The following is a 19,177-nucleotide window of genomic DNA, read 5'->3' on the forward strand; positions in this document are numbered from 1 at the left end:
GAATTTAAGCCGTGTCGCTGCGGCCCATCTTCCGACTGACGATCAGCAAGGCGATGCCGGCAATCATCAGCAGGGCACCGCGCACCGACCATTGCCGCTGTGCGATCATGAAACTTTGCGCGGGCCAGTCGAGTATCCCCAGCCCCTGAAGGACCCATAACAGGCCGATCAGGAGGCAGAGGACGCCCGCAAGCCGCAACAGCCTGCGGGCGATCATCGATCAGCGCTTGTCGAGCGGGACATAATCGCGCTGCGTCGGGCCGGTATAGAGCTGACGCGGACGACCGATCTTCTGTGCGGGGTCGGAGATCATTTCGTTCCACTGCGCGACCCAGCCCACGGTACGGGCAAGCGCGAAGAGCGCGGTGAACATTGCGGTCGGGAAGCCGATCGCCGACAGCACGACGCCCGAATAGAAATCGACATTCGGGAACAGCTTCTTCTCAACAAAATAATCGTCGTTGAGCGCGATCTCTTCGAGCTGAAGCGCGACGTCGAATACCGGGTCCTTGACGTTCATCGCCTTGAACACTTCGCGTACGGTCTGCTGCATCACCGTCGCGCGCGGATCGTAATTCTTGTACACGCGGTGGCCAAAGCCCATCAGGCGGAACGGATCGTCCTTGTTCTTCGCACGGGCGATATATTCCGGGATACGTTCCGGCGTACCGATTTCGCGCAGCATGTTGAGCGCTGCTTCGTTCGCGCCGCCGTGCGCCGGACCCCACAGGCAGGCGATGCCCGCCGCGATGCACGCAAAGGGATTCGCGCCCGAAGACCCGGCAAGCCGCACGGTCGAGGTCGATGCATTCTGCTCATGATCGGCATGCAGGATGAAGATACGGTCCAGCGCCTTTTCGACGACCGGATCGACTTCATATTTCTCCGCCGGCACGCCGAACGTCATGCGCAGGAAATTGCCGGTGTAGGACAGGTCATTGTCGGGATAGAGGAACGGCTGACCGATCGAATATTTATACGCCATTGCCGCGATCGTCGGCATTTTCGCGATCAGGCGGTGGCTGGCGATCATCCGCTGCTGCGGATCGGTGATGTCGGTCGAGTCGTGATAGAATGCCGACATCGCGCCGACAGCGCCGCACATGATCGCCATGGGGTGCGCGTCGCGGCGGAAGCCGCGGAAGAAGGTGGCGAGCTGTTCATGCACCATGGTGTGGCGCGTGATCGTCCAGATGAATTTGTCCAGCTCGTCCTTGTTCGGCAGCTCTTTGTTGAGCAGCAGATAGGCGACTTCCATGAAGCTCGACTGTTCGGCGAGCTGGCCGATCGGATAGCCACGATGGAGCAGAACGCCTTCGCCGCCATCAATATAGGTCAGCCCCGAATCGCAGCTCGCGGTCGAGGTGAAACCCGGATCATAGGTGAACATGCCGGTATCCGCATAGAATTTGCGGATGTCGACCACCTGGGGACCGACGCTGCCGTCGAGAACGGGATATTCCGCGTCCTTCCCAGGTACCTGGAACTTTGCATTGTCGGTCATCGGGTTCATCCTTTCGTTTTTGTCATTGTCCTTGGCCGGTCATGCCGCCTGATCGGCGATACGACCGAGGCTTTCCTCGCGACCCAAAAGCAGGAGCACGTCGAAAATGCCCGGAGATGTCTTGCGACCGACAAGCGCGGCGCGAAGCGGCTGGGCAACCATGCCCAGCTTCGCACCGGCCCCATCGGCCACACCGCGAACCGCGGCTTCGAGCGACTGACTATCCCAGTTTCCGAGCGCGTCAAGCGCCTGATGCACCTTACCCAGCAATGCGGGCGCATCGCCTTCGAGAAGCTTCGCCGCCGCTTCGTCCATGTCGAGCGGGCGGGTGCGGAACAGGAATTGCGCGCCATCGGCAATCTCGTCGAGATTCGCCGCGCGAGTCTTCAGAACCGGCATGGCACGGGTCATGAGGTCGCGTTGCTCGTCATCCATGACGAAACCCATGCGCGGGGCGACCAGTTCCGTCAGCCGGACATCATCCGCCTCCCGAATATAATGGCCGTTGAGATTCTGAAGTTTTTTGAGGTCGAAGCGCGCGGGCGAACGGCCCACGCCCGACAGGTCGAACAGCTCGGTCGCGCGTTCGCGGCTGACGATCTCCTCATCGCCATGGCCCCAGCCGAGGCGAAGCAGATAATTGCAAAGGGCTTCGGGGAGAATACCCATTTCGTCGCGATACGCATCGACGCCCAGCGCGCCGTGCCGCTTCGACATCTTCGCGCCGTCGGGGCCGTGGATCAGCGGAACATGCGCATATTCCGGGATGTCCCAGCCCATCGCCTTCATGATCGGGATCTGACGGAAAGCATTGTTCAGATGGTCATCGCCGCGCACGACATGGGTGACGCCCATATCATGATCGTCGACCACTACCGCGAGCATATAGGTGGGCGAGCCGTCCGAACGCAGCAGGACGAAATCGTCGAGCTCGCTATTCTGCACGGTCACGCTGCCCTGAACATGATCGTCGATCGTCATGCTGCCTTCGCGCGGGGCTTTGAGCCGGACGACGAAGGGAGCACCCGCCGGCGCATCGCCGGGATCGCGGTCGCGCCAGCGCCCGTCATAGCGAAGCGGTTTGCCCGATGCGCGCTGCTCCTCGCGAAGCGCAGCGAGTTCCTCGGCCGAAGCATAGCATTTATACGCCTGACCCGATTCGAGCAGCTGATGCGCGACCTCGGCATGACGCGCGGCGCGCTCGGCCTGAAACACCGTTTCGCCGTCCCAGTCGAGCCCGAGCCAGCGCATGCCGTCGAGAATCGCGTCGATCGCCGCCTGAGTCGAACGGGCGCGATCGGTATCCTCGATCCGAAGCAGGAATTTGCCGCCGTGTCGCCGCGCGAACAGCCAGTTGAACAGGGCGGTACGCGCGCCGCCGATGTGAAGGAATCCGGTGGGTGAAGGCGCAAAACGGGTGACGACCGGCTTTGCGTTCGCAATATCTGATGTTGCGCTCAAGCGCACGAGCTCCCAAGCTGGAAAAACAATGGCAAGTTCAGCCGCGCCCGCCCGTAGCACGGGGCAAACGCCGCTTCAAATGACGGTGCTGCGCCATATGGGGCGCGTTGGCTCCGCTGTCGAGCGCTGGCTTGAGGCAGAGCGCGATCAATTGCCCTTATGGGTGCCGGTGCTGGTCGGTTTCGGAATAGCTGCATGGTTCTGGCTGCCCGATCCGGCGCGCTGGGGCGGCTTCATTCTGGCGATGCTGTCGCTCGCACTGGTGGCTGTCGCCACGGCACGCGGCGGGCGATTTGCGCGGATGGTCGCGATCGGCAGCGTTGCGGCGGCATTGGGGTGCGGCGTGATCTGGCTGCGTGCCGAGCGAGTGGCTGCGCCGGTGCTTGCCCGGCCTGCTGTCGTCCAGCTCACCGGCGAGGTGCGGGCAGTCGAGCCGCTTCCCGCGCGGGGGCTGGTGCGCGTGCGGATCGCGGTGCAGGCGCCGCAGCCGATGCCGGCGATCGTTCGCGTGAACGTGGCGGAAAAGGACGTGCCGCCGGGGCTTTCGCGCGGCGCTCTGATCGGGATGCGGGCATGGCTGATGCCGCCACCCCCCGCTGCGCTTCCCGGTGCCTATGATTTTGCGCGTGTGGCGTGGTTTCAGCGGATCGGCGCGACGGGCCGTGCCTTTGGACCGGTGAAAGTGATGCGCCCCGGCATCGCTCCGGCGGGCGATTTGCGGCGGCGGATCGCCCAGCATATCCGGTCGAGGGTGCCGGGCGGGGCGGGGGCGATCGCGGCGACGCTGGCGACCGGCGATCGCGGGGCGATTGACGATTCGGATGCGGAGGCGATGCGCCGGTCGGGGCTGGCACATCTTCTGTCGATCAGCGGGCTGCACGTCACCGCAATCGTCGGAGCGACCATATTGCTGAGCTTGCGGCTGCTGGCGCTGATCCCCGGGCTTGCGCTGCGCGTTCGCCTGCCGCTGGTCGCCGCAGCGTTCGGAGCGCTGGTCGCGATCGGCTATACCTGGCTGACAAGCGCATTATAGGAGTCAACACCAGAGTTTTTCGCAGTTTTCTGCGACTTTAGCGTTCAGCGAGTCCGTCTAGGCATTCGATGTAGGCTTCACCGTAATCGTCCCATTCGAACGCTGGAAGTATCGTAGTTCGAACGAGGGACGGACCGTCCTCTTGCTGAACGCGCTGAAGCATCCAGCTCAGAATTTGGCCGCCGATAAACGCGCGCTCTTCGGGGGGAAGGGCATCTTGCTCTTCACGCTGTTGTCGCATGTGGGCTACGAAGTCTTTAGGAAACTCCCGCATTTCCATTTCAATGCCGATGCCGGGTTTTTGATGAAAGCCGTATTCAAGCGGCTCGCTTACGAAGTCATCCTTCGATCGGTAGGCGAAGCCGACAAAGCGGTCCTGAGCCGTGTCGAACCCGAGGTGATATATCGAAGTCGTGCAGTTAGCCTGCTCTTCCTTAGGTCGATTATCAAAGAGGTCTCGCATTATCTGTGGCGCGAACTCGTCCGTATGAACCAGATCGAGAGCGAGGGTGCTACCAAACGCCTGCATCACCCAATCTAGAATCAGTCCGTGCGAGCCTCTACCGCATATTAGGCCGTTCCAATGCGGAACCGTGAACACCTTGGTTGTGAAGTATGCTGGTTTGTGTTCGAAGGTCACGAGGGTGTCAGCAACCACGTAAACCGCGTCTTCACTAAGAACGAAATTAAGTGCTGTCATACCGACACCATGACCCGGTTGAACTACCCCCGCAAGCGACGTTGAATCCGTTTCCAGTCCCTCTCGTTGTCTGGAAAGATCATCGGCCCGTTATGAGGCTCTCTACTCGGTCTCAGGTTGTCGGGACGACGATGGCACTTCACGCAATAGAGGTGCTGCCTCACCGCTTCGGTTGCGTCATTCCAGCACCGGAGCCGAAACCACATTGCGAGCTTATCGGCGGCTAGGGTCGTAGATCGTCGGCAGTTGAAACACTCGGCCCTGATGTTCGCTTGGCGCTTCGTGAAATCGCTAAGCCGCCGCCATCTGAGATTGTGCGCCATGCGTCATATCGGGAGGTTCAGCTGGTTGCGGTCTTGGAAGCGAGGCTCTTCGGTCAGGCTTTTCGCGACGCTCTGCGCCAACTCCAATGCGGCTTCTTTCCGCATGTGTTCGTCAGCCACTGTTAGGCCAACGCGCGCCCAACCGGGGGCAGTCAGGATCGCTTCGGATAGGTGGTTGAGGTCGATTCGTTCCATATGGCGATATGAGAACATATAAGGAACGAAGGCAAGGGGGCTTGCGGTGAGTCGATCATGGTGAGCCCCGCCGTTTCGGCGGGGCTCACTCTTTGTGAGCACTCACTCGGACAGGAGCACTCCGTAGGGCGTCAGGTCCGCGCCGATGCTCTCTAGAAGCTGATCCGCATTCATCGCGGCTCGCTCAGATTCGCTCGTTGACCATTCAAACATGCCGTCATGGCTCGTGATGGTAGGCTGTGCGATCTGGATACCAGCCGCTGGACCGGAAGCCTCAAAACGCTTTGGGTCCATGTTCTGGTAACGCATACGATGCGGGAAGGAGATAGCAGATGTTTAACCAGATCTACCTTTCCGCCCTCGCTAACTTCGTAGAGTCCACGTTGGACTTCCATCCCGACTTTGAGGATGATGCCTTCGCTTTCGACTTTGAAGGCGAACGCATCTACTGCGAGCGGAAGCGAAATTGCTTCGATCTGTATGTGGGCAACGAACGCTTTCAATTGCCCCGCTGCTAAGCCAGAGACGCCCGCTCAACGCCAAAGCGCCCCCGATTGTGTCAGGGGCGCTTTCGCTCTGTCTGACGCTTAGACAGGCGCTGAGAGTTCAATATACACCTAGCTTACGCGCGCGATCAGCCAATGCCTCGTATCTGTTACCACGGGTTGCGCCAAAGTGCTTACACCATGCCGCTAGGAAGCGGCCTTCTTCGTCCTTGCGCTTCGCCTTGCTCAGAATCACTGCGATGCGCCAAGCGTAATATGGTGGGGGCGCTTCGCCTTTAGTGAACCACTGATCGAGCGCATCATTGACGATGCCAATCTGCCGACCAAGATCATTGTCGATGGACTTCAATTCAGCACGAAATGCGTCTTCGGGTTGATTTAGGATCGAGAGGCCACCCATCGCCTGTCCGAAGGTCTGCCCCTGCAACATCTTCGGAAAGGCTTCTTCAAACGCGGCGCGGTGCAACTTGTGCGCCGTCCCCCGATCTAGAAGCGGCGTCTCGCAAAGCCTCGCGATCAGCGCTGCGAGTTCAGGCTCAAACTCCATAGCTTCCCCCTGCTTACCAGCTATGCCCCTTGGCGCAGTAGGAGCGGCAGCTGTCTACAATCGTGACGAACTCGGTTTTCACCTCAACACCCCCGCATTCAGGACATCTACGGCGCGTATCCGGGGCCGACTTAAACAACGCTTTCAACCACCCCAACATGGTTCTGCTCTCCCTCTCTTAGTCCGCTGCCTGCTCATCAGCGAGTTCTAGATCATCGACCGGGTGCCAATCGGGTTCACCGTCCGGCCCATAGATCGTCTCATTCATAAAGGCCTGGTAGAGTAGGCTACCATCAGTGTCATACACGCTACGCAGGGCGTTCCCGTATTCCACACACGTCATGCGATTGTCGTGACAGGTCAGGCGCGAAATGTAACGACCGAGAGCCTGCTTAACCCTGATGCGGGCCGAATTGCGTTCCTCGGCATCATCGCTCTCGATGCTTTCCAGCAGCGCCTTCAAGCGGGCCTCGTATTCCTCAATTGAAGTGGCATCCGCCCCTTGGGTCAGCCCCTTCTCCAACTCTCGCAAAGCGGCCTGATCGTCCAGCAACTCCTTCTCCATCTCCAGCGCCATGCGCTCAGCAGTCTGGGAGCCGGATTGTGCGAAGGCCCGAAAGAGGTTGTCTACCTGCTTCCGCTTCTCTTCAATGAATCGCTGCTTATCCGCTATTTCGATCTTAAGGGCTTGTTGTTGGCTGTCTGACGCAACGTCCGCGTTGACCACAACGAACTTCATCGCAGATTCGAGGATCACTCTTTCGAGCGTTTCGTATCGAAAACTGTTGCGATTGGTGCAACGAAGCTGATCTCGCTCTTCGTCCCAAACTCGATTCAGAGCGTTATGGCATTTGAGGTAGCTGAACGTCTGACCCGCTGGATAGCGACCGTTCTTGTGGCGGCGCAGTTGGCCCTTTTTGACCGTCACCTCCTGCTTCATCCTGCCTCCACACTCACCGCATTTCGCGATGCCGCTGAACAGGTTGTTATGAGTGATCTGCCACGCACCACTCGTGCCCTTCCGCGACTGTCGCGCCGCATGAGCCTTCGCGAACATGATTGGGTCTATCGCTTGAGGGAAGTGGTTCAGGACCACTATTTCCTTGCTCGTCTCCTTCCCGCCCCGAGGTCGATTTTTCGGGTGATATTCTCCCATCACTGCTCGATTGAGCACGAGCTTCGTGAGGTAGCCCACTGTCCAGCCATTGTTGCTGCGCTGTCCCAGATGGTTCCAGACCGGTTCGCCGCGTTCGTTCAGCTTCTTCGCAATCGCCGGTGTTCCATAACCGTCGATAGTAAGCTGAAATATCTCGCGGAGGACTGATGCTCGTTTCTTGTTAAGCGTCATCCGATAGAGAGGGCGCTCTGAAGACTTGCTGATCCGCTCAGCGTCTATCCAAGCGGGAATGGTTCGCGTCATACTGAGGTGCTGACCGTCTGCTGCGCTCTTCTGCGCTGCCGCCACTCGTTCGTTCTGGGCAGCTTTCAGACGCTTGCTCTTATTGTCGCTTTCTTCCCGCGCGAGTTCAGCGGCTACAACCGCCTCGATGACCGCTCCGAGCGTTACGCGCTCATATGCGTTATAGATGCGGCGACCGCTTGCCACGGCAACGGTGACACCGGCCTGTGTGAGCTTTTTGACGAGGGGCAGAACCTCATCGTGCCCCTGACGGCTGATGCGGTCGATATGCTCAACCACGAGCACATGACCGGCTTTGAACAGTCCGGCCTCTGCCTGTTGTTCAAATTCGTAGAGTTGGCCACCGGGCTGTCGGTTAGCGCCACTAAATGCGGACAACCCTTGGTCGATCAATATGCGATCTTCTGAGATCTCCCATTCCGGTCGATCCGAAAGGAATTCCCTACACACTTTTAACTGGCGAGTCTTAGAACTGCCCTGTGACTGTTCTTGGTTCGAAAAGCGTGCGTAAATCGTAGCTTGTAAGGTCATCGCCCCTCATCGCCCCGAAGGGCTTAAAAACCTCTAACTCCTATAACAGTATGACCGGGGCGCAGGTGCCGACGATCCGGTCGTGCATCGCAGCGCTGCTGGTGCTTGCCGCGCTGGCGATGGGACGCGAGGCGATCACGCTTCGCCTGATCGCGGCGGGAGCGCTGATCGTGCTGCTGATCCTCCCCGAATCGCTCGCCGGGCCGAGCTTTCAGCTCAGCTTCGCCGCAGTCGTGGCGATCGTCGCGCTGCACGAAGATCCGCGAATCCGGCGCTGGTTTTCGCGGCAGGAGGAGGGGGCCGTGAAAAGGACGGCGCGGGGAATGCTGTCGCTGCTGCTCACCGGGCTGGTGGTCGAAACCGCGCTGATGCCGATCGCGCTCTACCATTTTCACAAGACCGGATTGTACGGGGCAGGCGCGAATATCGTCGCTATCCCGCTCACCACCTTCGTCATCATGCCATCAGAGGCGCTCGCGCTGCTCTTCGACCTGGCGGGGCTGGGCGCGCCCTTCTGGTGGGTGACGGGAACGGCGTTGCGATTGTTGCTGAGCCTCGCTCATGCTACCGCGAACGCGCCCGGCTCCGTCGCGGCGCTGGCGGTCATGCCCGAAGGCGCGTTCGCAGCGATGATCCTTGGCGGTCTGTGGATCGCGCTGTGGCGGACGCGCTGGCGGTGGCTGGGCGTCGGGCCGCTGATGGCGGGCGCTATATGGGCATCGGCAGCGCCGTCGCCAGACATGTTGATTTCCGCCGACGGCAAACATCTTGCGATACGCAAGGCCGATGGCGGCATGGCGTTGCTGCGCGAACGGTCGGGCGATTATATCCGCGATGCCTTTGCCGCCAGCGCCGGGGTGGAAAGCGAGCTGACCCCGATCGCCGAGCTTCCCGGTGCGCGGTGCGGTAAGGATAGCTGTATGTTTCAGCAACGCGCGGCAGACCGCGTCTGGCAGATACTCGCCACCCGAAGCGACTATTTCATCGAACGCGCGGCGCTGGAGCCTGCTTGCCGGGCGGCGGACATCGTCGTTTCCGACCGCCGCTTGCCCGGCTGGTGCCGCCCGCGCTGGCTGAAGCTCGATTCGCGCACCCTGAGGTCGACCGGCGGCGTCGCGCTGAACCTCTCCCATGCACGCCTGCGCACCACCCGGCTCGGTTCCGGCGAACATCCCTGGGCAGCGCCGCCGACCGTGATGCCGCCCAGGCAACCACGCAGAAACGATGCGAGTAACGCCAGACCGAAGAATCGCCCGGCCATACAGGACCGGAGCGAAACCCGGAGCAACGCCGCAGCCGATCAGTAGCGGCGCAAAAGTCCCGACAGACGTCCCTGAATACGCACCTGATCCGAAGCATAGCGCTGCGGATCATAGCTGCGATTGGCGGGATCGAGCCGCACCATCGCGCCTTCGCGGTGGAAATATTTGAGCGTCGCCTCATGATCCTCGATCAACGCAACGACGATCTCGCCGTCGCGCGCGACATCGGTGCGGCGGATCAGCGCATAATCGCCGTCCAATATTCCGGCATCGACCATCGAATCGCCCGCGACTTCCAGCGCATAATGTTCGCCCGAACCCAGCAGCGCGGCGGGCACGGGAAGCATCTGCGCGCCCTCCAGCGCCTCGATCGGAACGCCGGCGGCGATCCGGCCGTGCAGCGGAATTTCGACGACATCATTCGCCGGTTCGGGCGCTTTGGCCTTGGGCGTTGCTTTCGAAACCACCGCAGCCGAACTGCGCGCAGCCCCGGAACGTTCGGGCGTCTTGATCACTTCCAGCGCGCGGGCGCGATTGGGCAGGCGGCGCAGAAAGCCCCGCTCTTCCAGCGCGCTGATCAAGCGATGCACGCCCGATTTCGACTTGAGCTCAAGCGCGTCCTTCATCTCTTCGAACGAAGGCGATACACCCGTCTCGTTCAGACGGTCGGCAATGAAACAAATCAGCTCGTGCTGTTTGCGGGTCAGCATAGCGCCCTCCGGTTGGAACAGACGCAGAACTTCTAGGCAACTATTCGGAACAAGTCAAGCGATCGGCAGGATTTCCAACGAGTCGCCTTTTTTGCGCGCCGGATCATGCGGTTCGCGTACGATCAGGCAGTCCGCCCGCGCCAGCGCGCGCAGCATCGACGAGTCCTGAATCGCCGCCGCAAACACCCCGCCGTCGATCCGCGCGGCGCGCATATAGTCGGTCCGCTCGCCATTCGCAGGCAGATCTTCGCCCAGCGGCGCGGTGATCGTGCGATGCATCACGCCGCGCGCGCCGCTCATCGCCGCGATCAGCGGGCGCAGGAACAGCGTCGCGGTTACAAACGCCGATACCGGATTGCCCGGCAGGCCGAGCAGCACGGTATCACGCATCCTGCCCGCCATCATCGGCTTGCCCGGCCGCAATGCAATCCGCCAGAAATCGATCGTGCCGCCGCATGCTTCGAGCGCCGGCCGGACCAGATCGTGATCGCCGACCGACGCGCCGCCGGTGGTGACGAGGATATCGGCATCGACGCCGGAAAACGCTTCTTCGAGCCGTGCGCGATCATCGGGCAGGATGCCGAGGTCGATCGTATGGCAGGGCAGGTCGCCGATCAGCGCGGTGAGCATCACCCCGTTCGATTCGGGCAACTGCCCCGGTGCGATTGGTTGCCCGGCCGTGACCAGCTCGTCGCCCGTGGCGGCGATGGCGACGCGCACGCGCCGCCGCACGGGTACCGCCCCGTGGCCGCCGACCGCCGCCAGCGCGAGCCGCGCCGGGGTCAGCCGCTCGCCAGCCGCAACGAGTATATCGCCTTGCGCAAAATCCAGTCCGCGGCGCCGGACATTGCGGGCCAGATGCGCCGGGCCTTCGCCGTCGAGATACAGCATCTCGCCCTCGCGCCGTGCTTCTTCCTGCACCAGCACCGTGTCGGTACCGGCAGGAAGTGCCGCGCCGGTAAAGATTCGCACCGCCTCACCCGCATTCACCGGCCGATCATGGCGATGCCCCGCCGCGCTTTCGCCGACCACGCGCCAGGGGCCGGGCATATCGGCGAAGCGGATGGCATAGCCGTCCATCGCGGACAGATCGGCATCGGGCTGGGTACGCAATGCGCCGATATCCGACGCTGCCCAGCGCCCGGCTGCCTCACGCAGGGGTAGTTCCACCCGGTCAGTCGAATGCCCCAGCGCGAGCAGGCGCTGAAGCGCTTCGGAAAGGGGGAGGAGCGGTGATCGGGTCATGCCGTCACAGCGTCCGGCGGCGCGCTGCGTTCCCTGCTGCGGGTCACGCAGCGGTCCAGTCGCCCGACTTTCCGCCGCGCTTCGATAGCAGGCGAATATCTTCGATAACCATGCCCTTATCGACTGCCTTCGCCATGTCATAGATGGTGAGCAGCGCCACGCTGGCAGCGGTCAGCGCCTCCATCTCGACCCCCGTCTTGCCGTCGGTCGCTGCCGTCGCCGTCGCCGCCACGCCGTTCTCGGTAAGCGTCAGGTCGATCGCGACACGGCTAAGCGGCAGAGGATGGCATAAGGGTATCAGCTCGCTGGTCTTTTTCGCCGCCTGAATCCCTGCCACCCGCGCCACCGCGAAGACATCGCCCTTCGCCACCGAGCCGTCACGAATCGCGTTCAGCGCGTCGGCCGACATGCGGATGTGCCCGGCCGCGACCGCTTCGCGGCTCGTCACCGCCTTGCCGCCGACATCGACCATATGCGCCGCGCCGCGTTCGTCCAGATGGGTGAGATCGGCCATGTCTCTTTATCCGATCAGCGCGCGGGTAGCCGCTTCGACATCGTCCTGCCGCATCAGCGCTTCGCCGATCAGGAAGCAGCGAACGCCGTGCTCGGCCATCGCGTCGAGATCGGCGCGGGTCGTCAGCCCGCTTTCGGCAACGAAGGTGCAATCATCGGGCGCGCTGCCGACCAGCTCATAGGTGCGCTGAAAATTGACCGAGAAGTCCTTGAGATTACGGTTATTCACCCCGATCAGCCGCGATTTCAGCTTCAGCGCGAGCTCCATCTCGGCGGCGTCATGCACTTCGACCAGCGCGTCCATGCCGTGATCGATCGCCGCTGCCTCAATCTCCGCCATTTCCGCATCTTCCAGCGCGGCGACGATGATCAGGATCGCATCGGCACCCATTGCGCGCGCCTCGGCGACCTGCCAGGGATCGATCATGAAATCCTTGCGCAGCACGGGCAGCGCGCATGCCGCCCGCGCGGCCTTCAGATAGTCGGCGCTTCCCTGAAACCAGCGCGCATCGGTCAGCACCGAGAGGCACGCCGCCCCCCCAGCTGCATAGGCGCGGGCATGGGCGGGGGGATCGAAATCGGGACGGATCAGCCCCTTGGAGGGCGATGCCTTTTTCACCTCGGCGATCAGCGCATAGCCGTTCGCTGCCTTAGCATCCAACGCTGCGCGAAAGTCGCGGGGCGCGCTTTGCTCCGCAATGGCGCGGTCGAGATCGCCGAGCGAGACCTGCGTCTTCGCCGCCGTCACTTCCTCGCGCTTGGCCGCGAGAATCTTGTCGAGCATCGTCGTCATCAATGGGCAATCCAGCAATCGAGCAGCGTATTGGCCAGCCCGTTATCGAGCACTTCGCGTGCTTCCTCAACGCCTTCCTCAAGCGTTCCGGCTCGTCCCGCGACCATCAGCGCCGCTGATGCGTTCAGCAGCACTGCATCGCGATACGGCCCTGTCTCCCCCCGAAGCAGCGCGCGCAGCGCCTTCGCATTATGCTGCGCATCGCCGCCCCGGATTGCGGTGAGCGGATGGGCGGGGAGCCCGGCATCGGCCGGGGTCACTCGCACGGGCAAGCGCGCCTGACCGATATTGGCGATCACGCTCTCGCCCTCGCACGATAATTCGTCGAGGCTTTCGGCGCCCGAGACGATTGCCGATGCCTCGGTCCCCAGCGCGGCGAGCGCATCGGCATAGACCGGGACATAATCGGGCCGGGCAATGCCGATCAGCTGGCGCGTCACCCGGGCAGGGTTAGCGAGCGGCCCCATCAGATTGAAGATGGTGCGCCGCCCGATCTTGTGCCGGATGGGGGCGATCCGCCCCATTGCCGGATGATGGTTCACCGCGAAGAGGAAGGCGATGCCGAGATCGTTGAGCGTCGCCTCTGCATTAGCGGCTGCCCGGTCCAGATCGAGGCCCAGCGCCTCCAGCGTATCGGCCGCACCCGATTTGCTCGATGCCGCGCGATTGCCATGTTTCGCGACCGGCACGCCGCACGCCGCGACGACCAGACTGACCGCGGTCGATACGTTCAGCGTATGATGCCCGTCGCCGCCGGTGCCGCACACATCGATCGCCCCCACCGGCGCATGGACCGGGATCATCCGCTCGCGTAGCGCGCGTGCCGCTTCGGCAATCTCGATCGCGCTTTCGCCGCGTTCGGACAGCGCGGTGAGGAACGCGATCACCGCTTCCTCGGGCGCGGTGCCGTCGAGGATCGCGGCGAACGCCTCGGCCGCGCTTTCATGCGATAAGGGGCTCGCCGGATCGGGCAGTATCGCGAACACGCTCATGCCGGGGCCTTCGGCTCGATCCCGGCGGCCTTCAGGAAATTGGCGAGCATGGCATGGCCATGTTCGGTCGCGATGCTTTCCGGGTGGAACTGGACGCCATGGATGGGAAGATCGGCATGGCGAAACCCCATGACCGATGCATCGTCAGCGGTCGCATTCACGCGCAGCACATCAGGAATATCGGTGACGATGAGCGAATGATACCGCGTTGCGGTGAACGGGCTGGGAAGTCCTTCGAACAGGCCGGTACCGTCATGGTCGACCGGGCAGGTTTTGCCGTGCATCAGCCCGCCGCGCACGACCTTCCCGCCGAAATGCTGGCCGATCGCCTGATGGCCGAGGCAGACGCCGAGCAGCGGCCTTTTCGCCTCGACACAGGCAGCAACCAGATCGAGGCTGATCCCCGCTTCATTCGGCGTACACGGCCCCGGCGAGATCAGGAACGCCTCCGCTCCGCTTGCCAGCGCATCGCGGGCGGTGAGTGCATCGTTACGCTCGACGCGCACCTCCACCCCCAGTTCCATCAGATAATGGACGAGGTTCCAGGTGAAGCTGTCATAATTGTCGACGACCAGGATCATGCCGCTTGCCATAACGCCGCCGGATTGTGGCGCAAGTCCCGGCTGCATTGGAGCGAGACGGGACATGGTGCGTTCAGAAATCATGTCACACATATCGGCGGAAGAAACGAAAGGACGAACGATGCGGCGCATGGCGTTTTTACTGATGGCGGGTCTGATCCTGCCGGTCGCCGCATCGGCGCAGGAAAAACCGGGCGAGCCGCCGCGCGTGATCCGCAGCATCACCCTGCATGGCGACGAAAGCTGTCCGAAGCCGAAGGATGACGATGAAATCATCGTCTGTTCGAAAGAGGATGAATCGCCCTATCGCATTCCCGAGGATTTGCGGCGCAAAAAGCCCGATGTGCCGCATCAGTCCTGGGCCAATCGCGCGCAGATGGTCGAGGAGGCAGGGCGGCACAATACGCCCAACAGCTGCTCCCCGGTCGGCAGCGACGGTCAGACCGGCTGCACCCAGCAGATGCTGCGCGAATGGTGGGCTGCGCGGCGCGAGATCGAGGCCGACAATAATGCCGGCCGCTGATCCTTCACTGCCCGTATCCGGCCTGAGAAGCGCGTAGCACCGCCTCACGCGCGGCGGCGAGCAGCGCGCCGGATTTGGCCTCGCATTCGCGCTGTTCATAGGCGGGGTCGGAATCGGCGACGATGCCCGCGCCCGCCTGAACATGCATCACGCCGTCCTTCACGATGCCGGTGCGCAGCACGATGCACGAATCCATTGACCCGTCGGGGGAGAAATATCCGACCGCGCCCGCATAGGGACCGCGCTTTTCCGGCTCCAGCTCGGCGATAATCTCGCACGCGCGTACTTTGGGCGCGCCGCTCACCGTACCCGCCGGAAAGCCCGCGAACAGCGCATCGAGCGAATCGCGATCCCTGCGCAACGTGCCGACGACGTTCGACACGATGTGCATGACATGGCTGTAGAATTCGACCGTATAGCTTTCAGTGACCCGAACGCTCCCCGCTTCGGCGACCCGGCCCGTATCGTTGCGACCAAGGTCGAGCAGCATCAGATGTTCGGCGCGCTCTTTGGGGTCGGCGAGCAGCGAGGCGCGGTTCGCCTCGTCTTCGGCCGCCGTTTTGCCGCGCGGGCGGGTGCCCGCGATCGGTCGGATCGTGACCTCACCGTCGCGTGCACGGACCAGAATTTCGGGGCTCGATCCGGTGAGCGAAAAGCCCGGCAGGTCGAGATGATAGAGAAAGGGCGAGGGATTGATCCGCCGCAACGCGCGATACAGTTCGAACGGCGGCAGCGGGAAGGGCGTGGTGAAACGCTGCGCCAGCACGACCTGAAAGATATCGCCTGCCGCGATATATTCCTTCGCCGCCGCAACCATCTCGCCATAGCGCCCTTCCGGAAGCTGCGGCGTCAGCACGGTCTCGCCGTGCTCGATGCGCGGCGCGGGCGGCAGCGGCGTGTTGACCAGCCGTGCAGCAATGTCCCCGATCCGGTCGACCGCGCGCGCCACCACGCTCCCGGCATCCTCGCCGCTATCGGGCCATGCGGGCGCGACGATATACAGCGCGTCGGCCAGCCGGTCGAAGACCAGCAGGATCGTCGGGCGAACGAACATCATATCGGGAACGCCGAGCGGGTCCTGTTCGGGCACGGGCAGCTTTTCGACCAGACCGACCGTCTCATAGCCGAAATAGCCGACCAGACAGGCAAGTGCGCGCGGCAGGCCGTCAGGCACATCGGCGCGGCAATCAGCGACCAGCCGGCGCAGCGCGGCCAGGCTCGGCTGTTCGCACGGTTCGAATGCGGTCCGGTCGTGCATCCAGTGCCGGTTGATCTCCGCCCGGTTACCGGTCGCGCGGAACATCAGGTCGGGGGCAAGGCCGATCAGGCTGTGGCGCCCGCGCACCGATCCGCCCTCGACCGATTCAAGCAGAAAATCGCCGCGCTCCGGCTCCATCAGGCGAAGCGCCGCCGCCACCGGGGTTTCGGTGTCGGCGATCTGCCGCTGCCACAGCAAAGCGGGCTTACCCGCTGCCAGCTGCGCCAGCGCCGCTTCGCGTCCCTCGATCATCGCGATCAGTTCGCGGCGGCGGCGCCGCCACCCAGTTCGTCGCGAAGCTTCGACACGGCCGAAGGATTTTCCTTCACCCCGACCTGGCGGCGCACCGCGCGGGCGAACTGTTCGGTCAACTCATTGCCGACCACGCTGCCCAGCCCCTGCTGCGTGCCGGCAACCAGCTCCTTATCACCCGAAGCATCCCTGGCTTCGACCTTGTCGAGCTTCACGACGAAATAGCCGGCATTTTGCGGTGCCGCGATCAGCTTCGCATCGCCCTCGCTCATCGAGAACATCATGATGACTGCGGGCGGTACATTGCCGCGCTGCTGCGCGATATCGCCGCGCGTCAGGCTGACATTTTGCGGGGCAGGGGCGGCGATGCCGGTACCCTTCATCGCATCGGCGACCGATGCGCCCTTTTTGATCTTCGCGACCGCTTCGGCAGCGAGCTTGCGAGCCTTTTCAGAGACCCGGTGCGCGATCAGATCGGCGCGGACCTGATCGCTGATCCTGGCGAGCGGACGCGCCTGTTTCGGCACCACCTTGCCCAGCGCGACCAGCGCGAAGCCGCCGTCCTGACCCACCTGCACCAGTTGCGGCGCATCGCCCGGTTCGGCGGAGAATCCGGCTGCGACCACCTGCGACAGGTCCGGATCGGGCTGCGCCTGCGGGTGTTCGGGATCAGTGCCGTTCGACACGACCGGCGGCGTCGTCTTCGCGCTTAACGTGCCGCTGTCCTTCACCAACTCGTCAAAGGTCGAACCGTCAAGAATGCCGTTGTTGATCTTGTCCTGAAGGTCGGCAAGCGCCTGTTGCAGCTTTTTCTGCTTCAGCTCCTGGGTAAGTTCGGGCGTCGCTTCGGCAAGCGTCTTGCCCGCGACCTGGGTAATCCCCTCGACCTTGCCGACATACCACCCGAGCGGTGCCTTGACCGGGCCGATGACATTGCCCGATTGCGCCTTGAATGCCGCCGATGCGAATTCGGCCGAGCTTTGCCCGGCAAGATCGGCCGAATTCGCGGTTTCGAAGCGCGATGCTTCCAGCCCGGCCGCCTTTGCGACCTCAGTCACCGAGCTTCCGGCCTTAATCTTCGCGGCAGCCTGTTTCGCCTGATTCTCGTCGCCGATCACGACCGCTTCGATCGTCCGCTTCTGCTTTGCCTGAAATTTCGCCGCCTCCGCCTTATAGGCCTGCGCGATCTCGGCGTCAGTCGGCTGCGCTTTGGCCGCCACGCTTTCCGGCGTGACAATCGCATAGCGGATCACCCGGCGTTCGGGCAGCGTGTAATCGGCGATATTGGCCTTGTAATAGTTCTGGATTTCCTGACCGGTCGGGACATCGCCGGCGGAAATCGAACGTGCCGGAATGAAGCCGATCGTGCCGGTGCGCTTTTCGAGCAGCAGCGCGGCATAGGGCAGCGCGATCTGTTTGGGGAACTGGCGCGCGCCGGAGATGGGCGAGACCAGCCATTGCGCCATCAGCTCGCGGCGAATGTCGCTGCGCACCTGATCGGCGGTCAGGCCGCGGGCTTTGAGAAGCTGATCGAACTGGTCCTGACTGAACTTACCGTCGAGTCCCTGAAAGGCGGGAATGCTGGCAATCTGCCCGTCCACGACCTTTTGCGAGACGATCATGCCCGAATCATGCCCGAATTTGTCGAGCGCGACCGAATTGATCACCTGATTGAGCACCTGATCCACGCCGCCCTGCGCGATGAACTGCGCCATGGTGATATCGGGGTTGTTCTGTCGGGCGCCGTCGACCGCCTGCTGAACGCGCTGGCGCAGTTCATTGGCGCTGATTGTTTCGCCGCCGACCTTTGCCGCCGTATCCGCCGCGGGGGTGCCCCCGGTCATCGATGATCCGATGCTGGTCAGCCCGAATGCGAGCGCAATCAGCACAAGGCCCGTCATCGTGACGATCACGCCCACTTTCGAATGGGTCAGGCGGCGAAGAAAACTGAGCATGAAGTGCCTTTGATAAGGAATCCGGTTCGGTCCGCCGCTTTAGGGCGGTGTGCGCCCGTCTTCAAGCTTGTGCCGGCTGCGCGGCACGTTACGGATGGGATGAGGCGTTCAGGGGGAGAATATATGGCACGTCGCAAATTCGTCGTCGGAAACTGGAAGATGCACGGGCTGCACGCCCAATTGCCCGAAATCGGCGCAATCGCGAAGGCGGCGGAGGCTGCGCCGGGAGTCGACACTGCGCTGTGCGTGCCCTTCACGCTGATCGAGCGGGCCGCAGCGGTGGCGGGCGCGATGCCGATCGGCGCGCAGGATGTGCATGCGGAGAAACAGGGCGCGCATACCGGCTGCATCTCCGCGGCGATGGCGTACGAAGCCGGAGCGCGTCTGACGATCGTCGGGCATTCGGAACGCCGCGCCGATCAGCATGAGACGAGCCATGACGCATGGGCCAAGGCAGTGGCTGCGCATGGCGCGGGGCTCGACGTCATTCTGTGCGTCGGCGAAACCGAAGCCGAGCGCGATGCAGGGCGTGCCGAACGCGTGGTGCAGGCGCAGATCGAAAAATCGGTTCCCGACCTCGCTCAGGCGAGCTGGTTCACGCTCGCCTATGAACCGCGCTGGGCGATCGGCACGGGCCGCACGCCGCAACCCGAAGAGATCGCATCGATCCACGCGATTGCGCGTGCCAAGCTGCGCCGGATGGTGGGGGAAGAGGCGGACGGTATCCGCATCCTGTATGGCGGATCGGTCACCGGCGCCAATGCTGCCGATATCCTCGCGCTCGACCATGTCGACGGCGCACTGGTCGGCGGGGCGAGCCTGACCGCCGAAAAATTCGTGCCGATTATCGAAGCGGCGAAAGCGCGCGGGTAA

The 19,177-nt window shown here is 62.8% G+C and carries 20 protein-coding genes; 5 read left to right on the plus strand and 15 right to left on the minus strand.

What is annotated here, in order from left to right; genetic code table 11:
- Positions 1-4: 4 nt before the first annotated feature.
- From EV664_RS00490 to gltX, 3 genes are read right to left on the minus strand one after another with little or no spacing between them, the layout of a single operon-like run.
- Positions 5-217 (minus strand): hypothetical protein, encoded by a 213-nt coding sequence (locus EV664_RS00490; RefSeq protein WP_133493744.1) that lies wholly within the window; start codon positions 215-217, stop codon positions 5-7.
- Positions 218-220: 3 nt separating this feature from the next.
- A complete protein-coding gene (locus EV664_RS00495; protein WP_133493745.1) occupies positions 221-1,504 on the minus strand; it encodes a citrate synthase in 1,284 nt (427 codons plus the stop codon).
- A 39-nt stretch (positions 1,505-1,543) separates the two neighbouring features.
- Positions 1,544-2,965 (minus strand): glutamate--tRNA ligase, encoded by a 1,422-nt coding sequence (gltX, locus tag EV664_RS00500; protein ID WP_133493746.1) that lies wholly within the window; start codon positions 2,963-2,965, stop codon positions 1,544-1,546.
- 28 nt (positions 2,966-2,993) lie between these two features.
- Between gltX and EV664_RS00505 the strand changes: the two genes are divergently transcribed.
- A complete protein-coding gene (locus EV664_RS00505) occupies positions 2,994-3,998 on the plus strand; it encodes a ComEC/Rec2 family competence protein (protein WP_133493747.1) in 1,005 nt (334 codons plus the stop codon).
- Between the two features lie 37 nt (positions 3,999-4,035).
- On the opposite strand, the gene EV664_RS00510 is transcribed toward EV664_RS00505, so the two are convergent.
- Complete coding sequence (locus EV664_RS00510) at positions 4,036-4,698, minus strand: hypothetical protein (protein ID WP_133493748.1); 663 nt, start codon at positions 4,696-4,698, stop codon at positions 4,036-4,038.
- A 326-nt stretch (positions 4,699-5,024) separates the two neighbouring features.
- Positions 5,025-5,234: a DUF6771 family protein gene (locus EV664_RS19710; RefSeq protein ID WP_308423505.1), complete on the minus strand. Its 210-nt coding sequence runs from the start codon at positions 5,232-5,234 to the stop codon at positions 5,025-5,027.
- A 314-nt stretch (positions 5,235-5,548) separates the two neighbouring features.
- Here EV664_RS19710 and EV664_RS00520 point away from each other — a divergent pair, with 314 nt between their 5' ends.
- Positions 5,549-5,734, plus strand: coding sequence for a hypothetical protein (locus tag EV664_RS00520; protein ID WP_133493750.1), 186 nt, complete (start codon positions 5,549-5,551; stop codon positions 5,732-5,734).
- An 88-nt stretch (positions 5,735-5,822) separates the two neighbouring features.
- Here the strand turns inward: EV664_RS00520 and EV664_RS00525 are convergent, their stop codons facing one another.
- Together EV664_RS00525 and EV664_RS00530 are read right to left on the minus strand one after the other, a co-directional pair.
- On the minus strand, positions 5,823-6,269 hold the full coding sequence (locus EV664_RS00525) for a hypothetical protein (RefSeq protein ID WP_133493751.1): 447 nt from the start codon (positions 6,267-6,269) through the stop codon (positions 5,823-5,825).
- Between the two features lie 178 nt (positions 6,270-6,447).
- Entirely contained in the window at positions 6,448-8,220 is a 1,773-nt protein-coding gene (locus EV664_RS00530; protein WP_133493752.1) for a recombinase family protein, read from the minus strand.
- A gap of 8 nt (positions 8,221-8,228) precedes the next feature.
- Here EV664_RS00530 and EV664_RS00535 point away from each other — a divergent pair, with 8 nt between their 5' ends.
- Positions 8,229-9,527 carry a ComEC/Rec2 family competence protein gene (locus EV664_RS00535; protein ID WP_268237613.1) on the plus strand — a complete coding sequence of 433 codons (1,299 nt, stop codon included), beginning with the start codon at positions 8,229-8,231 and terminating at the stop codon, positions 9,525-9,527.
- Here EV664_RS00535 and lexA read toward each other — a convergent pair.
- From lexA to EV664_RS00565, 6 genes are read right to left on the minus strand one after another with little or no spacing between them, the layout of a single operon-like run.
- Complete coding sequence (lexA, locus tag EV664_RS00540; RefSeq protein WP_133493754.1) at positions 9,521-10,192, minus strand: transcriptional repressor LexA; 672 nt, start codon at positions 10,190-10,192, stop codon at positions 9,521-9,523. The genes EV664_RS00535 and lexA overlap by 7 nt on opposite strands.
- Before the next feature lie 54 nt (positions 10,193-10,246).
- Complete coding sequence (locus tag EV664_RS00545) at positions 10,247-11,437, minus strand: molybdopterin molybdotransferase MoeA (protein ID WP_133493755.1); 1,191 nt, start codon at positions 11,435-11,437, stop codon at positions 10,247-10,249.
- 43 nt (positions 11,438-11,480) lie between these two features.
- Entirely contained in the window at positions 11,481-11,951 is a 471-nt protein-coding gene (gene moaC, locus EV664_RS00550) for a cyclic pyranopterin monophosphate synthase MoaC (protein ID WP_133493756.1), read from the minus strand.
- Positions 11,952-11,957: 6 nt separating this feature from the next.
- Positions 11,958-12,743 carry an indole-3-glycerol phosphate synthase TrpC gene (gene trpC, locus EV664_RS00555; RefSeq protein WP_133493757.1) on the minus strand — a complete coding sequence of 262 codons (786 nt, stop codon included), beginning with the start codon at positions 12,741-12,743 and terminating at the stop codon, positions 11,958-11,960.
- Positions 12,743-13,735 carry an anthranilate phosphoribosyltransferase gene (gene trpD, locus EV664_RS00560; RefSeq protein ID WP_133493758.1) on the minus strand — a complete coding sequence of 331 codons (993 nt, stop codon included), beginning with the start codon at positions 13,733-13,735 and terminating at the stop codon, positions 12,743-12,745. Before trpD ends, trpC begins: the two co-directional genes overlap by 1 nt.
- The gene (locus tag EV664_RS00565) at positions 13,732-14,316 is read right to left on the minus strand and encodes an anthranilate synthase component II (protein WP_133493759.1); all 585 of its coding nucleotides are present in this window, start codon (positions 14,314-14,316) and stop codon (positions 13,732-13,734) included. Before EV664_RS00565 ends, trpD begins: the two co-directional genes overlap by 4 nt.
- Before the next feature lie 130 nt (positions 14,317-14,446).
- Between EV664_RS00565 and EV664_RS00570 the strand changes: the two genes are divergently transcribed.
- Complete coding sequence (locus tag EV664_RS00570; RefSeq protein ID WP_133493760.1) at positions 14,447-14,839, plus strand: hypothetical protein; 393 nt, start codon at positions 14,447-14,449, stop codon at positions 14,837-14,839.
- Positions 14,840-14,843: 4 nt separating this feature from the next.
- Here the strand turns inward: EV664_RS00570 and trpE are convergent, their stop codons facing one another.
- Together trpE and EV664_RS00580 are read right to left on the minus strand one after the other, a co-directional pair.
- Positions 14,844-16,349, minus strand: a complete 1,506-nt coding sequence (gene trpE / locus EV664_RS00575) for an anthranilate synthase component I (protein WP_133493761.1) — start codon at positions 16,347-16,349, stop codon at positions 14,844-14,846.
- A gap of 5 nt (positions 16,350-16,354) precedes the next feature.
- Positions 16,355-18,304: a peptidylprolyl isomerase gene (locus EV664_RS00580; protein WP_133493762.1), complete on the minus strand. Its 1,950-nt coding sequence runs from the start codon at positions 18,302-18,304 to the stop codon at positions 16,355-16,357.
- A 123-nt stretch (positions 18,305-18,427) separates the two neighbouring features.
- Here EV664_RS00580 and tpiA point away from each other — a divergent pair, with 123 nt between their 5' ends.
- Positions 18,428-19,177 (plus strand): triose-phosphate isomerase, encoded by a 750-nt coding sequence (tpiA, locus tag EV664_RS00585; RefSeq protein ID WP_133493763.1) that lies wholly within the window; start codon positions 18,428-18,430, stop codon positions 19,175-19,177.

This window comes from Stakelama pacifica (assembly GCF_004361835.1).
Classification (GTDB): domain Bacteria; phylum Pseudomonadota; class Alphaproteobacteria; order Sphingomonadales; family Sphingomonadaceae; genus Sphingomonas; species Sphingomonas pacifica.

Excerpts from the sequence above, each read along its gene's own strand:
- EV664_RS00490 (WP_133493744.1), bottom strand. The coding sequence starts at position 217 with ATGATCGCCCGCAGGCTGTTGCGGCTTGCGGGCGTCCTCTGCCTCCTG.
- EV664_RS00495 (WP_133493745.1), bottom strand. The coding sequence starts at position 1,504 with ATGACCGACAATGCAAAGTTCCAGGTACCTGGGAAGGACGCGGAATAT.
- EV664_RS00505 (WP_133493747.1), top strand. The coding sequence starts at position 2,994 with ATGGCAAGTTCAGCCGCGCCCGCCCGTAGCACGGGGCAAACGCCGCTT.
- EV664_RS00510 (WP_133493748.1), bottom strand. The coding sequence starts at position 4,698 with ATGACAGCACTTAATTTCGTTCTTAGTGAAGACGCGGTTTACGTGGTT.
- EV664_RS19710 (WP_308423505.1), bottom strand. The coding sequence starts at position 5,234 with ATGTTCTCATATCGCCATATGGAACGAATCGACCTCAACCACCTATCC.
- EV664_RS00520 (WP_133493750.1), top strand. The coding sequence starts at position 5,549 with ATGTTTAACCAGATCTACCTTTCCGCCCTCGCTAACTTCGTAGAGTCC.
- EV664_RS00525 (WP_133493751.1), bottom strand. The coding sequence starts at position 6,269 with ATGGAGTTTGAGCCTGAACTCGCAGCGCTGATCGCGAGGCTTTGCGAG.
- EV664_RS00530 (WP_133493752.1), bottom strand. The coding sequence starts at position 8,220 with ATGACCTTACAAGCTACGATTTACGCACGCTTTTCGAACCAAGAACAG.
- lexA (WP_133493754.1), bottom strand. The coding sequence starts at position 10,192 with ATGCTGACCCGCAAACAGCACGAGCTGATTTGTTTCATTGCCGACCGT.
- EV664_RS00545 (WP_133493755.1), bottom strand. The coding sequence starts at position 11,437 with ATGACCCGATCACCGCTCCTCCCCCTTTCCGAAGCGCTTCAGCGCCTG.
- moaC (WP_133493756.1), bottom strand. The coding sequence starts at position 11,951 with ATGGCCGATCTCACCCATCTGGACGAACGCGGCGCGGCGCATATGGTC.
- trpC (WP_133493757.1), bottom strand. The coding sequence starts at position 12,743 with ATGACGACGATGCTCGACAAGATTCTCGCGGCCAAGCGCGAGGAAGTG.
- trpD (WP_133493758.1), bottom strand. The coding sequence starts at position 13,735 with ATGAGCGTGTTCGCGATACTGCCCGATCCGGCGAGCCCCTTATCGCAT.
- EV664_RS00565 (WP_133493759.1), bottom strand. The coding sequence starts at position 14,316 with ATGATCCTGGTCGTCGACAATTATGACAGCTTCACCTGGAACCTCGTC.
- EV664_RS00570 (WP_133493760.1), top strand. The coding sequence starts at position 14,447 with ATGGCGTTTTTACTGATGGCGGGTCTGATCCTGCCGGTCGCCGCATCG.
- trpE (WP_133493761.1), bottom strand. The coding sequence starts at position 16,349 with ATGATCGAGGGACGCGAAGCGGCGCTGGCGCAGCTGGCAGCGGGTAAG.
- EV664_RS00580 (WP_133493762.1), bottom strand. The coding sequence starts at position 18,304 with ATGCTCAGTTTTCTTCGCCGCCTGACCCATTCGAAAGTGGGCGTGATC.
- tpiA (WP_133493763.1), top strand. The coding sequence starts at position 18,428 with ATGGCACGTCGCAAATTCGTCGTCGGAAACTGGAAGATGCACGGGCTG.